The organism is Daejeonella sp. (assembly GCF_036405355.1).
Taxonomy (GTDB): domain Bacteria; phylum Bacteroidota; class Bacteroidia; order Sphingobacteriales; family Sphingobacteriaceae; genus Daejeonella.
This window is the reverse complement of sequence record NZ_DASWXT010000068.1, coordinates 57815-73709: the sequence shown is the minus strand read 5'-3', so window position 1 is coordinate 73709 and position 15895 is coordinate 57815. Positions and strand designations below refer to the sequence as shown.

The following is a 15895-nucleotide window of genomic DNA, read 5'->3' as shown; positions in this document are numbered from 1 at the left end:
TCGGGAAAATACCGAAAGCATCCCGGATCCTTCTCGGATACATCCCAGTTCTTTTACGAACCAGAGTCGAACAAATCATAGCCCGGATTCGAACAGAATATGAAGAAATCTTGTATTGGGGAATGTAAGTTTGGAGGGAGGATTTTCGTTTAAGTAAATATAAACATTTACTTTAAAAATAAAAAAAGTGATAAGAATAAGGGAGTAAATGATCGTGTTAGATTCTTCCTAAAGCCTCAGGTAATTATCTGCAATTTTAAAAGAAATAGTGGCACTATTACCTAAGACCTAACACCTAATACCTAACACCTAATGCCTAATACCTCCCACCTCATCAAATACTACCGATAACCATCATTTGATCCATGGTTGGATTGGCACTGCCACCGCGGAGTTCGAGGGTGACTGCAAAAGCCTGTGCATTTTTAACTGACTTCATTTTTTTCATGCCGGTACTGTCGCCCTCGGCGTCGAATACTCCAAGATCTACCGGTTTACCATCTACCATTGCCCATAGCTGATATTGGTGTTCTTTATCGTTGGATGGCATTTTGAGGGAAGAAAGATCAATCATGACTTCTTCTTCATCAGGATTGAAGGCAACCAGCATACTTGCTGCCGGAGCTTTAGCTGAGCCTTTTAATGTCACAAGTTTATAGGCAGCCTGGTTTTGATAAAAGTGTAATGCATTACGGGTATCCCTTAATTCTTCATCAATATAATTGACCTGATTTGAAAAGCGCTGATTTCCGGATTGCAGCACAGCAATCTGGGTATATGAATCGTTGAGTTTACTATTCAGATTAATCAGTAAAACAACGCTAAGGAAAAGCAGGGCGAGAGATGCAGCGAATGCATATTTATAAAATTGTCCCGGTTTTGATGATGCAGGATATAGAGGGTGTATTTCAGCTTCGGCTATTTCGAGGGAATTTAATACTTTATTACGTAATGCTGTTGAAGGTTCAATTGCATTTGAGATAGCATAACTTAAAAGAGCAGATTCAATTTCAATCAGTTCTGCTTTGATCTCAGGATATTTAAGGGCGTTTTTTTCTACTTCAAGCCTCTCTTCAATGCTTAAATCACCAAGAACATATTGTTCAAGGATACCGCTTTCCAAATATGATTTGAGGTTTTCCACTTAGTTAAATACCTTTCTTAAACTGATTATCGCATTTCTTAACCTGGTTTTGACTGTTCCTAATGGAATTTCAAGTTCTTCCGAGACCTCTGCATGAGTAAATCCCCGGAAATAAACCATGTCAAGAATTATTTTCTGTTCGGGCTTCAATTTAGCAACAAGTTCTTTCAATCCCATAGTTTCAGGATTCAAAGTATTATCAGCCCGCATTTCTAAAGATAATACGTTATTTTCTATGTCTTCGGTTTTCGAACTGTTACGAAAATCTTTTGAACGGGTTTTGTCAATTGAAATATTTCGTGCAATATTAACCATCCAGGTGAATAACCTTCCCTTAGAGGCATCATAAGAAGAAAAGGAGTTCCAGATTCTTACAAAGGTGTCCTGAAGCAAATCTTCTGCGATTTCTTCGTGCTGAACAATTCTAAAAATTATACCGTAGAGAGAAGAGGAGTACATATCATACAAAGCTTCAGCTCCGGCTTTTTCCTTATTACGGAGAGCCATCACTAATTCATCTTCAGATAAGGATATTTTTGTTCTAGGGCTCAATGTTTGAATATGTTCACCACAGTTTTCAAGCTGTTATGACAAATATATAAAAACAATAACCCCGGATATATTCCGGGGATATTTTGACATTTAGCTGATTATTTACTTAGGTAAAACTACAGAGTCAATAACATGAATAACTCCATTCTTTTGATTAACATCAGCAATGGTTACTGTAGCAGTGCCACCATTCTCATCTTTTAACACTACATTTTTACCATTCATCATCGCAGATAATTTTCCACCGCTTACAGTTGTAAATACTGCAGTTCCTTTGCCTGCTTTGATTGCTTTTACAACATCTCCTGCAGAAAATTTGCCTGAAACAACATGATAGGTAAGAATTTTTGTAAGCATAGCCTTGTTTTCAGGCTTAACAAGTGTACCAACTGTTCCTTCCGGCAGTTTGTTGAAGGCATCATTTGTTGGAGCAAACACTGTAAACGGACCATCACTTTTCAATGTTTCTACAAGTCCGGCGGCTTTTACCGCTGCCACTAATGTGGTATGGTCTTTTGAGTTTACCGCATTGTCTACAATGTCTTTACTTGGGTACATCTCAGCACCACCTACCATTTTGGTTCCTTGTGCAAAACCAGTTGTGCTCATTGCAGAAGCTACTAATGCAACAGCCAGAATTATTATTTTTTTCATTTGTCTTTTGTTATTTGGCCTGAATTACGAAGTGCAGCAGAAGATGGATTTTGATTTTTTTTTATTTTTATCTAAATCATTGTTCCTCAGTTTATTTGGAGGTATTTTTTTTAAATGAAATGAAATCATTCAATTTTGCTTAATATTTTATTGATCGGATTTAAAACTCTATAATTTTATAGTTATATTCGGGTACGTACACGATTCTTATCAATCTCAACATAAATGGCCGATCATGATTAATAAATTATTTATAGCATTCCTATATCTTGCATTTCTTATGCCCGCATTTGTTTATGGACAGCAGAAATCTGAAAATATAGAAGCTCAAATTGCATCAGTTGAACCTTTGATGAAAATGTCTCTGACTGATGTGAAGAATATGGTGCCACCCGGATCAGGTATTTTCTTTATCGGTTGCCCGAATTGTAAGGGAGGCGCCCAGGAGATGGGAATATTGAACTGGGAGCCTGGAATGGGGGATCAGGTAAAATGTAAGTTCTGCAGCATGACTTTCCCAAATGAAAAATATCCCCATAATGGCGAAAAAGTAATCATAGCACCAAGTGGCGCAAAACAGGTTTACCGTTATTTTCAGGACGCCAAGGGTACTCAATATTTCTATGAGGCACATGCCTGGTTTGATCGCTGGAAATGGATTCAGCAAATGGCGGTACAATTGTCTCAGATATGGTCCCAGACAAAAGATCCTGCTTATGGCGACAGGGCGGCAATGATTGCGGGTCGTTTTGCACAGTTATTCCCTGATTATGCAATACGATACGATTATCCAAGTGCTCCCAAGAAGTTTTTTCCTGCAAATCAGAAATGGCCTTATGAAGGGCTCGTTCCTTACCGGGGGGCCAAATGGAACTGGTGGGCTTATGGGGATATTCCGGTACAGATTGCCATAGCGTATGAAAATTTGCAGAAAGGGGCTTATGACTGGAACAGAATGGATTCACAAATAGGTAAGGACACAGACCAAAGAATCGTAAAAGATCTGTTGATTTTGGGTTATGAGTTTACCGCGGCTAACCCTGAAATTTATACCAATATGTCGCCCGGTATGTACAGAGATATGGTGAGAGTGGGTCGGATACTTAACAGGCCCGACATTGTTCACGATGGAGTGAATCGCTTCAGGGAATTTTTAAAACTCGGGTTTTTTGCGGATGGCTGGTGGAAAGAGGGGACTGTTTCTTATCATGACCAGACGATTGGAGGACTGGAGAGCGTTGCTCAAGCAGCCAGGGGTTATACAGATCCTGCGGACTGGAAGGGGGAGCGTTTTGAAAATCTTGATCTGACTAATGCAATGCCTTTTTATAAAAGTGCTTTAAATGTCAGCCTGCAGGCAGTATTTCCAAATGGTCATAAACTCCCTCTTAATGATACCTGGGCTAACAGAGCTAAACCCGTAAAAACTGAAGGTTTTGCTGTTTCGCGCCTATGGCCATCGCTCGGGAATGCAGCTTTAGCTGCCGGTACCGGAAAGGATCAAACCATGCTCAATGTAAACTGGAGTGGTAATTACGGGCATTCGCATTATGACAATGCTTCCATAATCTTGTTTGCAAATGGTTCTGAGCTGCTTTCAGATATCGGTTATACACATTCCAAGTATCGCGGATGGACATTACATACAGCATCACACAATACCGTTGTTATAGATCAGAAAGCCCAGGACCAGGGAACTTTATTAAAACCTGTAACAGGCCGGCTCATGTATTATGATGATCAGAATCCTCAGGTTAAGGTTATTGATCTTGATGCGTCTCCGGCTTATTCTACGGCCACCCAATACAGGAGAAGGCTGATATTTGTTCATGCGGCTGAAGGCAAGGACTATGTGATTGACCGTTTTGATGTGGAAGGAGGGGAGACACATGACTGGTTTCTGCATGGCATGTGCGAAGAAGAGGGAAAACTGGTAACCAGTATTTCATTGGATCGGGCTGTTAAAACACTGGTACCTGAGTGGGGAGGGACTGCTATACCCATGAACCAGTATGATTCAGATATTATCGGAAAAAAAATCCATGCTTATTCCTATATGAAAGATATTAAGGCTGGGATAACAAGCAAACCATGGACAGCAACCTGGAATTATCAAAATTCTGGGCTGCGCACTCATCATATACCCCAAAAAGATGCTGAGATATTCAGTTTTCGTGCCCCATCGGTCAGACTCGCCGCTGAGGATGATAATAAACTTGATAATTTTATGCGCCTTGGAATTATGCAAAGACATACCGGTAGCAAATCGAGTTTTGTTGCCATTCACGAACCTTTTCTAGGCAAACCATGGATAAAATCAGTCCGTGCAGATGGTGATAGCTATCTTATAGATTATGAATTGAATGGTAAAAATATTCAGGACAGGATTAGTCTGAATGGGAATGAAATTAGTCTTATTTCGAGTGCCGGTTGGAAATATGCGAAGGGGAGAGCAAAGTCGGGCATATTAAAAGGAACCGAAAACTCAGGAGGAAAGCATAATCTTGAATTGGATTCTGCTCAACCTGATGTCACCCATATTCGCCTGGATTTCCCGGATGGATCCAGTTTGTACTTTCCGGCCAGAAATGTTTCGGGAAATATTGTTCAATTGGAAAATGATCCGGGTTTTTCTATGGATAATGACGGAAAGATCCGTTTCTATACCTTTCCTCATAATGAATATTCACAACCAGTGCGTTATACTGTGTTCAGTAAATCCATTCAATGATTTTTATAGTCAAATGGAATCTGCTTGTTCTTTTTATAAGAAAGCAAATAGTTTTTACGTGATAGAAGTAAATAAAATTTGGATATTAAGATTTTATATTTAATTTTCGGGTACGTTACCGTTATGTAAATTTGTCGGTACCAGGGATGTTTTTTTTTAATAAATACGTACTCTTGTAAATGAGGGGCAATATTTTGACATAAATCAGAATATTAAGATGAATAATTATTTAAACAACAACCTTTCTCAATCTGATCAGGAAAGAGGATGTGAAAAATTACCAGATCATATATAATCAAGCAGGGAATGAAGACTAATTTCAGTGGCCGCTCAGCCATATTATTATTACCATTTATTTTATTAGCAGGAAACAGCATGGCTCAGCGTTATCCCGGGCCATTAAGTCCGGAGGAGTCAATGAAGAAACTTAATGTGGCTAAAGGCTATAAAGTTTCCTTATTTGCATCAGAACCTCATGTTTTTGACCCGGTATCACTTGAATTTGACGAACAGGGAAATGCCTATGTGATTGAAATGCCTGATTATCCGTATGAGGTTGAACCTGGTAAGGGTCATGGCCGTATCCGGATACTGAAAGATACTGATGGTGATGGTAAAATTGATCAGTCGATCATATTTGCTGAAAATGTAACCGAAGCAACCAGTATGCTGCCATGGAAAGGCGGACTTATCGTGACTGCCGCTCCCAATATTCTTTATCTGAAGGATACCAATGGGGATGGAAAATCAGATATCAGGGAAATTTTGTTCTCAGGATTTTTTCAGAATAACTCTGAGGCTCAGGTTACCAGTTTGAAATTGGGGATCGATAACTGGATTTATGCAAATAATCGTGGTCAGAGTGGTAAAGTGATTTATAGTAAATCGCCAGATGCGACGCCTGTTGAGGTTAGAGGAGCAGATTTTCGTTTCAGATTGGACCGTGATGTTTTTGAACTTGAGACTGGTCCGGGACAGTTCGGACAAACTATTGACGACTGGGGACATCGTTTCTTTACAGAGAATTCAATACACTTACAGCAGGCAGTAATTCCCTGGAGATATACTCACAGACATGCATTCATGCCAAGCAGTAAGTTTAATGTAACTATAACAGATCATGAAGAGATCATGTTTCAGGAAATCCCGCCGGCTTACTGGAGATCTGAAAGAAGTGCCCGTAGAAACAGGATGTTCAAAGAAGCGAATCTTAATCGGATAGAATGGGCAGAAGATCACTTTACAGGCGCATCCGGAGGTACTATTTATAATGGTGATGCCCTGCCACAGGAATTTTATGGCAATATTTTTACAACGGATGTTTCCGGTAGTCTGATTCACAGAGATATTTTAAGTCCAAGTGAAACAAGTCCGGTTCTGGTTGCAAAACGTGCCGAATCCGAAAAGAACAGAGAATTTATTTATTCCACTGACACCTGGTTCCGACCGGTAACATTCTCTGTTGGCCCTGACGGATACTTATATATTCTTGATTATTACAGACAGCATATCGAAACACCGGTTTCAATTCCCGATGATCTTAAAGCTGAAATGGATTTTATGGCGGGTAGTGATATGGGTAGGATTTATCGACTCCTGCCTGAAAATGGCACATACCAGGGAGTAAAAGTAGATTTGAAGAACGCTACCGGACTTCAATTGGTCGATTATCTGTCGCACAAGAACGGCTGGTATCGCAGTAATGCCCAGCGTTTGCTGCTTGAACGTCAGGATAAAACTGTTATTCCTGCTGTGATTTCATTGTTTTCTAATAGTCAGGATGCAAGAACAAGACTACATGCACTTTACGTGCTCGAAGGTTTGAATGCACTTACTGAAAAGATCGTTAAAAAGTCCCTGCTGGATTCTGAGCCTGGTGTTAGGGAAAATGGCATTATACTTGCAGAAAGATATCCAAAAACCGTTAAACTGTTAATTCCAATGGTTAATGACCCATCTAAGCGGGTTGCCATGCAAGCTGCACTTAGTCTGGGACAGTTTAAAGGAAAGAAGGTGATTGAGGCTTTAGCTGAGGTGATCAGAAAATACGGACAGAATGATTGGTTCAGGAGTGCAGTTATAAGCTCTGAAGCAGGTTCGTCAGTTGAAATTTTAAATTCACTGATGAAGGATAATACATTCTTCAGCAGTGAAGAAAGCTGGAAACTCAGCTTTATTCAGGATTTGTCAAATATTATTGCTGCCAGATATAATAAGGAACAGTATTCAGCGTATTTGAATACACTTTCATCCGGAGCATTATCCGGAGCAAATGTCCAGCTAGCTGCCTTAAAAGGGCTTAAAGCAGGATTAAATAAAAATGAGTCTACAAAAGAGCTTGCAGGACAATTAAATACAGGCTCAATGGAGGAAGTGAAAGCAGGATTTCAATTGCTTAGAAAAAATTAAGGATATACTGAATTTTAAATTGACCGGTAAATAATAGAAAGATGGAAGAACAAAAGTATTCAAGAAGAAGGTTCATTGGTAAGTATATACTTGCTGGTTCAGTTGCAATAGGAACAGGAATATTGGTTGCCGGCAGTTCAGTTAGCAGCATGGCTAAAGAAGGGGATTCGAATCAGCAGCCCAAAACTCCACAGCCAGCACAAAAAAATCCTTGCGATGACCTAACAGGAGTAAGTGCCGAAGAAGTTGCAAAACGTAAAAAGCTTGCATATGTAAACAAAACACCAATACCGGATAGCCATTGCAGTAATTGCGCACTTTACCTTCCGCCGGCGAAGGATAAGCCTTGCGGTGGTTGTATGTTGTTTAAAGGGCCAGTTCGCTCTGAGGGATATTGTGCTTATTGGGCACCGGTTAATAGTTAGGGGAATAGGGAATAGGAAATAGGGAATAGGGAATAGGAAATAGGAAATAGGAAATAGGAAATAGGAAATAGGGAATGGTCATTAAGACTAGTACCTGCTTCTTGAAAATAATTTCCTGGAACAATGAATAAAGAATAATGAAGTTACGTGTTCATTTTAAATATAGCAGGATATTTCTGGCAACAGACAACTGACAACTGACATCTAAACATGAAAGCTCTGATCTGCATTTTTTTCTTATTTCTGGGTTATTCCGGTTTTGCTCAGAAAGGGCAACACATTCAATATTCAGGATCTGCGAATTTTCCGGGAGCTTCGGATGCAGTAGTTGTTGATGATGTTCCGCTAGTTCATACCACACAATTCCTGCCTGTGGATAGATCAGGCAGTATTGTTGGATCTGGTGATATCAATGCGCAGACCAACCAGGTTTTTTTAAATATTATTTCTGCTTTGAAACAGGCTGGGTCAAAACCAGATCAGATCGTTAAACTTAATATCTATATCAGGAATTCAAGTCTGATCTCTACAGTTCAGGAGCAGATATATAAGCGGTTTAAATCAGGGAAGTGTCCTGCTCTGAGTTTTGTTGCCGGGGATCTTTCTCATACCGACGCTTTGATTTCAATGGACGCAATTGCAGTTACAGCTAAAATCAATACAAAGAGTGTTAGTTATTTTATGCCCGGGAATTTATCCTCAGCTCCGGCTGTCGCCCGGGCGTCAATTTTACCTGCAGGTCCTGTTGTTTATGTTTCAGGTCAGGCGGTTAAAGGTGAACTTGCAGAAGCAACACGCGGAACCCTGGAGCAGCTTCAGACTACTCTTGTTTCATTGGGATTAGAGAAAAAGGATATTGTTCAGATTAAATCCTTCGTCAGGCCAATGTCTGACCTTAAAATAGTAGAGGAGGAGTTTGCCAAATTTTTTAAGGGGGGTACTATACCACCCATGGTCAATGTTGAATGGACAAGTAAAGATCCGGTAATTGAAATAGAATTAATTGCTTCATCTCCCAATACAGCATCTAAATCAAATCAGCAGCTTGATTTTATTACTCCTCCCGGAATGACAGCTTCACCCGTTTACTGTAAAGTTACCCGGATTAACTATGGTCAAAAGGTTTATATATCAGGATTATACGGACAAATTTCCGGTAATGCTGATTCTGAATTGGCATCTGTCTTCAATCTAATGGGTACCATATTGAAAAATACGGGCAGTGATTTCAGGCATCTTGTAAAAGCAACCTATTATGTTAGCAATGATGCTCATAGTGCTAAATTAAATGAAATTCGTCCTAAATATTATGATCCGCTTCGTCCGCCAGCCGCCTCGAAAGCTATGGTAAAGGATGTCGGAAAGGCTGAGGCGGGAATTTCTATTGATATGATTGGGGTTGTGATCAGGTAAATAATTTCCATTTTAACTCACATTTATCTTGATAATTCTCCCTGTGAACTATTGTTTTAATAAAAATAATTTATATATTCGGGTACGTAAACGTTAATGTACGCCTAAATCTTTTCGACCTAGCAGACCGGTATTAAAGCAGGAGGATTCCTGACAGGTATTATGTGAATCACTCTTGTTATAATAAACTATAGCTGAAACCTTATATCAAAGCCAAAAAATTGAATTGAAATAAAATAGCCATGAAAAATAAGAATACTGATTCATCGAGACGTAAGTTTTTAAAGCAGAGCTCTCTGGCTGGAGTGGGAGCTGTGCTGACGATGGGTATGACACCTTCTCTGCTAGCAGGGGATTTAAACAATGCAGCGAGACCAGCGATTTTAGGCGGCCCTTCAGCATGGGATAAAGCCAAATGGATCAAATGGCCTATCTGGGTACCAGAAACGGATGAAAAGCGCGTTCTTGAAGTCCTGAGAAGCGGTGTTTGGTCGCGTGCGGGAGTAGTCAACGAGTTTGAAGCCGCCTGGGCAAATGTCAATGGTGCTAAGCGTTGTTTGGTTGTTAACAATGGAACCAATGCTTTGATTGTGGCGTTGAATCAACTGGATATTAAAGGCGGTGATGAAGTACTTGTTCCGCCATATACATTTATATCAACCGTGCAGGCTATTCTTATGAATGGAGCTATGCCGGTATTTGTGGATATTGATCCGGAAACATATCAGATTGATCCTGCAAAAATAGAAGCAAAGATAACACCACGTACAAAAGCAATTTTGCCGGTCCATATTTTAGGAATGCCAGCAGATATGCCAAGAATAATGGAAATTGCAAAAAAGCACAATCTGTTTGTGGTTGAAGATGCCTGCCAGGCTCCATTAACTGAGGTCAATAACCAAAAAGTTGGAACAATCGGCAATGCGGGTTGTTTTAGTTTTCAAAACTCAAAAAATATTCCAATTGGTGAAGGTGGTGCAATTATTAGTAATGACGGAGCCTTTATGGACCGCTGTGTTTCTTTTCAGAATCTTGGCTTACCCTTTGGTACTGCGGTAGGAACTTTTAATGCAGGGAGCATAAGGATTGGCACCAAGGTTCGTATTACTGAATATCAGGCTGCTATTGGTTTAGCTCAGCTGCAAAGACTTGATGCACAAACGACTGTACGTGAAGAGAATGCGAAGTATTTGAAGTCAAAGATTAAGGATATTCCCGGGATTGTTCCTTATAAATTATATGATTGTGCAACCCGGGTTTCATTCCATTTGTTTTCATTCAGATATAAGAAAGAGGACTTTAAAGGTTTATCCAGAAATTCATTTTTACAGGCTTTGCGTGCAGAAGGAGTGCCTTGTTCTGGTGGTTATACTCCTTTGAACAAGCAGGAATTTCTTAAAGAAGCTTTCGCATCAAAGAATTTTAAAAGGATGTACCATAAGGATATGCTCGATTATGATAAATATATGGAGCGAAATCAGTGCCCTGAGAATGATCTTTTATGTACAGAAATGGTATGGTTTACTCAGAACCTTCTTCTTGGCAGCAGGGAAGACATGGATTCAATTGCTAATGCAATCAGCAAGATACAGGCTAGTGCAGAATCAGTAAAAAAATCATTGGAAAAATAAAAAATTAAAAAGCATATAGGCCAATGGTCTTGTTGGGAATATTTTGATACAAAATAATATTGCATGGACAAATTAGACGGAATTGTTGAATTGAATCAATTAAAAGCTGAAACTTATATTAATGAAACGGATGAAGTAAATCATCTTACCGCCACTACTTATAATTCGGGATTTCAAGAGGCCCATGATACTTACAATGCATTATCAGCTGCAAGTGATGGGAATATTTATTATATATTATCATCAGACCAGATCCATGTTGGAGGTAAAATGTACCTGTATAATCCCAGGACTGATAAGACAGAGTTTCTTGGAGATCTTACTGAAATCTGTGGCGAAAAAGATCAGATGTTCATTCCGCAGGGGAAAAGTCATGCAAGGTTCTTTGAAAGGAATGGGAAGCTTTACTTCTCAACTCATGTAGGTTATTATGAACTAATCAATGGAATGGACCGGCTTCCGGTTAATCCTCCTTCCGGGTATAAATTATACCCGGGTGGACATATTCTTTCTTATGACATGCAAACAAGAGAGTTCGAAAACCTTGCTTTGGTACCTAATGGAGAAGGTATGGTTTCGATGACAATGGATCGTGACCGTGGACATATTTTTGGTATTTCCTGGCCCAAAGGTAATTTTATACATTATGATATTGAAAAAAATGAATTAAAAGACCTGGGTCGTACATCAGGAAATGGTGAAGGAGGGGAACCAGGTGATGATTTTCGTTCATTATGCCGTTCTCTTGTGGTAGACCCTTCTGATGGAACTGTACATTTTTCTACTTCAGAGGGTGATATTTTTAGCTATAACCCTGAAGAAGGGCGCATCAATAAACTTGAAAACGTAAACCTCAGGCTTGATTATTTTGGTAAATACGATCCAACCAGACCTGGAAGTATGGGTTATAACTGGAGAAAAGTTTTCTGGTATAAACCTGAGGGTTTAGCCTATGGAGTTCATGGGAATTCAGGATATTTATTTAAGTTCGATCCTAAAAAATCTAAAATAGAGCTTGTCAGACGTATTACTTCAGAGCCTTCAGCTAAAAGCGGTATGTTCGATCAGTTTAGTTATGGCTATCTTGGCTTTCAACTTGGACCCGATGGTAAGACTATTTATTACCTGACAGGCGGTCCTGTATATATTGACGGAAAGCGTGTCACAGGTCAAACTGAGATTGCTAAAGGTGCAGCAAAAGGCCTTGAAAATCTGCATTTGGTAACTTATAATATACCAGAGGGAATATATCAGGATCATGGCCCAATCTTTTATCCCAATGGGGATCGCCCATTGTATGTAAATTCTATTGCTGTAGGGCAGAGGGGTGAAGTTTACGCACTTGCAAGGGTCACAGAAAATGATTTCACACGAACCGATCTTATAAAAATCGCTGATCCTTTTAATAAGTCTTAAGTTTAATTTCTGCAAATTGAGCTAAATAAATTTTTAATTTTTACAATTATTTATATATTAGTGTACGTAACCGAATGATAGTTTTCTCTTGTTGCAGCATCAGAAATGTATATTTTAAAATATTTTAACTTTCTGTATTCGTCGCTTTTTATATAATTTGCCACAGATCAATATAAATAAATGCCGTCAAAGTGATTTTTTGACATGTTAAACTAACTATTTTAACTCTTGCCTTTTATTTTTTATGATTAAGAATGCATTTTTTTTTTAATTTTTTTACATACGGGTACGCACCCGTATTGCTCACCTGCCTATTTATTTACTATTAATTATAAACTATGCTAAAAATTTACATGATGAAGTTTAAAAAACAAAGGTATTATCCCTCCGGAGTAGGGGTAGTAATGCTGCTGATGCTTTTCCTCAGTTTTTCTGAGCAGGTTTTTTCCCAGCAATTAAAAACTATAACTGGTACAGTTTTCGAAGCTGGACAGCCATTACCCGGAGTGACAGTACGGGTTAAGGGTTCAACCAGAGGTACCACAACTCTGGCAAATGGAAAATACAGCATCCAGGCTGCAAGTACTGAAACACTTGTATTTGCATTTCTTGGAATGGAAACCAGAGAACTTGTTGTGGGTAACCGAACCACAATCGATGTAACTATGCTTGTCTCAAGCTCTTCCCTAAGTGAAGTAGTTGTCATTGGTTATGGTACTGTTGCGAAACCCGATCTTACAGGATCTGTTGGAGTTGTTCCAATGGATGAAATGATGAAAGCTCCTGTTGGAACATTTGCTGAGGCTTTAGCGGGTCGTGTGGCCGGTGTTAAGGTTAACGCAGCTGATGGTCAGCCGGGTGGTGGTATCAATATTGTGATCAGGGGTGCGGGTTCTTTAACTCAAAGTACATCTCCTTTATACGTTATTGATGGATTTCCGGTAGAAGATCCGGATCCTGGATCTATCAATCCTGAGGAAATCGAATCAATGACCATATTAAAGGATGCTTCTTCAACTGCGATCTACGGATCAAGGGCAGCAAACGGAGTAATTTTGATTCAGACAAAGCGTGGAAAGGTAGGCAAACCAACTGTAAACTTCTCCAGTTCATATGGTATTCAATCTGTTCCAACTCCTATGGAATTAATGAGTCCATACGAGTTTATCAAATATCAGGATGAATTAAACCCGAATTCTGCGACTACAAGGGCATTTTTTGCAAATGGTAAAACACTTGAAGATTACAGAGGAGTTGAAGGGATCAATTTTCAGGATTATGTTTTGAGACAAGGAACAATTCAGAATTATAATCTTGCATTAAGAGGAGGTACTGAGCAGACTAAATATTCTATATCAGGTTCTTTATTCGATCAGGCTGGTTCTATTATAAATACTGGTTTCAATCGCTATTCTGGAAGGGTAACAGTTGACCAAACAATCAGCAATAAGATTAAAGCAGGAATTACGGCTAATTACAGTGGTATTAAGCAAAACGGTCAGATTATCAGTGAGGGTGCAGTGACATCGGGTAACCCAACTGCTTTTGCACTAGCAAGAACATGGTTATACCGTCCGATAACGCCTAATCCAAATGATAACCTTCTGACAGATTTAGTTGATGATGAAGCCTTGAATGCTTCAGATTTTAGGGTTAACCCATTTATTGATCTTCAGAATCAGCACTCATACAACATCACTAACCTGGTTGAAGGAAACGGTTATATCAGTTATGATATCAATAAAGATCTGGTCTTAAAGTCAACTGCTGGTATCCGTCATAATAAATTAACACTTGAACGTTTCTACAATTCGAAAACGGCACAGGGAGGATCCAGCCCGAATAATGTAAATGGGGTTAATGGTTCGATCAGTAATATTTTTTCAAATAGTTTCTCTAATGAAACAACCCTGAATTACAAGAAAACATTTAAAAAGGATCACACTATAACAGGACTCGGCTTATTTGCTATTAACAGTAGTAATTCAAATGGGAAGTCTTATGGTGGCAGGTTATTGCCAAATGAGAATCTTGGGATGGATGGATTGGATGAAGGTCTGGCTTATAATCAGGACTCATATTCAAGCCGAAATACTATGGCATCTTATGCCGGCCGTTTAGACTATAACTATAAATCCAAATATATTGTTACCGGTACCTTCAGAGCAGATGGTTCCTCCAAGTTCATCAACCACTGGGGATATTTCCCTGGAGCGGCATTAGCGTGGAATATGCATAAAGAAGGCTTTTTTGCTAAAACCTTTCCTGGCATTTCAACGTCCAAGCTGAGAACCAGTTATGGTAGTAATGGTAATAACCGGGTTAATGATTTTGCTACGTATGCACGTTTGGATCAAAATATCAATGGTTATTCATTTAATAATTCAACCCCAATTGCTTCAAACTATGTCTCAGCGGTTGGTAATCCTGATCTGCAGTGGGAAAAAGTCAACACTATTGATTTAGGTTATGAAATTGGGATTCTAAAAGACAGGATCACATTTGAGGTTGATTTATATCGTAAAACAACAGAAGATTTGTTGCTTAACGCTATTTTGCCTCCATCTACCGGATTTACCTCTGCTGTTAAAAATATTGGTAAGTTAAGAAATGATGGTCTGGAATTAACCTTGAACACTGTAAACGTTCAGTCAAAGAACTTCATGTGGGAAAGTAATTTCAATATCAGTTTCAACAGAAACAAGGTAATGGAACTAACACGTGGTCAGCGTTCACTGAACAGTAATTCTACATACGTATCTCAGTTTAATAAGCCATTGTACGTTGCTGAAGTTGGTAAGCCAGCTGGTATGATGATCGGCTTTATTTGGGAAGGGAACTATCAGTATGAAGATTTTGATAATCCTTCACCAGGTGTTTATCTACTGAAGCCTTCAATAGCTACCAACGGAGCTGTTCGTAATACAATTCAGCCGGGTGATATCAGATACAGGGATATGAATGGTGATGGGATCATGAATGATGCTGATCTAACTTTCATCGGAAGGGGTCAACCAATTCATACTGGTGGTTTCTCAAATAATTTCACTTATAAGGCGTTCAATCTGAATGTGTTCTTCCAATGGTCTTATGGTAATGATATCTATAATGCCAACAGGCTGATTATGGAAGGTAACAGTAACGGCTGGGCGAATATAAACCAGTTTGCAAGTTATTCAAACCGCTGGTCGCCTACCAATCCAACAAATGAAAATTATCGTACCCGCGGACAAGGTCCAATTGGTTTCCACTCTTCCAGAGTAGTAGAGGATGGTTCCTTCCTGCGTATGAAAACGGTTTCATTAAATTATAATTTACCTGCAAAATTAATTAAGACTGCATATCTGAGTAATTTAAGTGTTAATGTTTCTGCCCAGAACCTGATTACATGGACAAACTATTCAGGAATGGATCCGGAAGTTTCTACCCGAAATAATACCTTAACGCCGGGTTTTGACTATTCATCATATCCAAGATCACCAACAATTGCCTTTGGTATTAAAGCAGGATTTTAACGAAA

10 protein-coding genes are annotated in these 15895 nt (G+C 39.2%); 7 read left to right on the top strand and 3 right to left on the bottom strand.

All coding sequences use genetic code 11. The features are described 5' to 3' along the window. Positions 1-334: 334 nt before the first annotated feature. The 3 genes from VGE44_RS08715 to VGE44_RS08705 form a co-directional block, all read right to left on the bottom strand. The gene (locus VGE44_RS08715; protein WP_331078030.1) at positions 335-1144 is read right to left on the bottom strand and encodes an anti-sigma factor; all 810 of its coding nucleotides are present in this window, start codon (positions 1142-1144) and stop codon (positions 335-337) included. Continuing rightward, positions 1145-1696, bottom strand: a complete 552-nt coding sequence (locus VGE44_RS08710; RefSeq protein WP_331078028.1) for an RNA polymerase sigma factor — start codon at positions 1694-1696, stop codon at positions 1145-1147. It lies immediately after the preceding gene. 102 nt (positions 1697-1798) lie between these two features. Next, positions 1799-2350, bottom strand: a complete 552-nt coding sequence (locus VGE44_RS08705) for a fasciclin domain-containing protein (protein ID WP_331078026.1) — start codon at positions 2348-2350, stop codon at positions 1799-1801. 235 nt (positions 2351-2585) lie between these two features. Here VGE44_RS08705 and VGE44_RS08700 point away from each other — a divergent pair, with 235 nt between their 5' ends. From VGE44_RS08700 to VGE44_RS08670, 7 genes are all read left to right on the top strand, one after another. Beyond that, positions 2586-5081 carry a heparinase II/III domain-containing protein gene (locus VGE44_RS08700; RefSeq protein ID WP_331078024.1) on the top strand — a complete coding sequence of 832 codons (2496 nt, stop codon included), beginning with the start codon at positions 2586-2588 and terminating at the stop codon, positions 5079-5081. A 306-nt stretch (positions 5082-5387) separates the two neighbouring features. Next, positions 5388-7490 carry a PVC-type heme-binding CxxCH protein gene (locus VGE44_RS08695; protein ID WP_331078022.1) on the top strand — a complete coding sequence of 701 codons (2103 nt, stop codon included), beginning with the start codon at positions 5388-5390 and terminating at the stop codon, positions 7488-7490. 41 nt (positions 7491-7531) lie between these two features. Further along, complete coding sequence (locus VGE44_RS08690) at positions 7532-7915, top strand: high-potential iron-sulfur protein (RefSeq protein WP_331078020.1); 384 nt, start codon at positions 7532-7534, stop codon at positions 7913-7915. Positions 7916-8125: 210 nt separating this feature from the next. Further along, complete coding sequence (locus tag VGE44_RS08685; RefSeq protein WP_331078018.1) at positions 8126-9328, top strand: RidA family protein; 1203 nt, start codon at positions 8126-8128, stop codon at positions 9326-9328. Between the two features lie 242 nt (positions 9329-9570). Beyond that, a complete protein-coding gene (locus VGE44_RS08680; protein WP_331078016.1) occupies positions 9571-10959 on the top strand; it encodes a DegT/DnrJ/EryC1/StrS family aminotransferase in 1389 nt (462 codons plus the stop codon). A gap of 63 nt (positions 10960-11022) precedes the next feature. Then, a complete protein-coding gene (locus VGE44_RS08675; RefSeq protein ID WP_331078014.1) occupies positions 11023-12375 on the top strand; it encodes a hypothetical protein in 1353 nt (450 codons plus the stop codon). A 338-nt stretch (positions 12376-12713) separates the two neighbouring features. Continuing rightward, a complete protein-coding gene (locus VGE44_RS08670; protein WP_331078012.1) occupies positions 12714-15890 on the top strand; it encodes a TonB-dependent receptor in 3177 nt (1058 codons plus the stop codon). Positions 15891-15895 lie beyond the last annotated feature (5 nt).

Bases quoted from the DNA above. Each gene is read 5' to 3' on its own strand.
- VGE44_RS08690 (WP_331078020.1), top strand. From the start codon at position 7,532: ATGGAAGAACAAAAGTATTCAAGAAGAAGGTTCATTGGTAAGTATATA.
- VGE44_RS08670 (WP_331078012.1), top strand. From the start codon at position 12,714: ATGCTAAAAATTTACATGATGAAGTTTAAAAAACAAAGGTATTATCCC.
- VGE44_RS08685 (WP_331078018.1), top strand. From the start codon at position 8,126: ATGAAAGCTCTGATCTGCATTTTTTTCTTATTTCTGGGTTATTCCGGT.
- VGE44_RS08680 (WP_331078016.1), top strand. From the start codon at position 9,571: ATGAAAAATAAGAATACTGATTCATCGAGACGTAAGTTTTTAAAGCAG.
- VGE44_RS08705 (WP_331078026.1), bottom strand. From the start codon at position 2,350: ATGAAAAAAATAATAATTCTGGCTGTTGCATTAGTAGCTTCTGCAATG.
- VGE44_RS08675 (WP_331078014.1), top strand. From the start codon at position 11,023: ATGGACAAATTAGACGGAATTGTTGAATTGAATCAATTAAAAGCTGAA.
- VGE44_RS08695 (WP_331078022.1), top strand. From the start codon at position 5,388: ATGAAGACTAATTTCAGTGGCCGCTCAGCCATATTATTATTACCATTT.
- VGE44_RS08700 (WP_331078024.1), top strand. From the start codon at position 2,586: ATGATTAATAAATTATTTATAGCATTCCTATATCTTGCATTTCTTATG.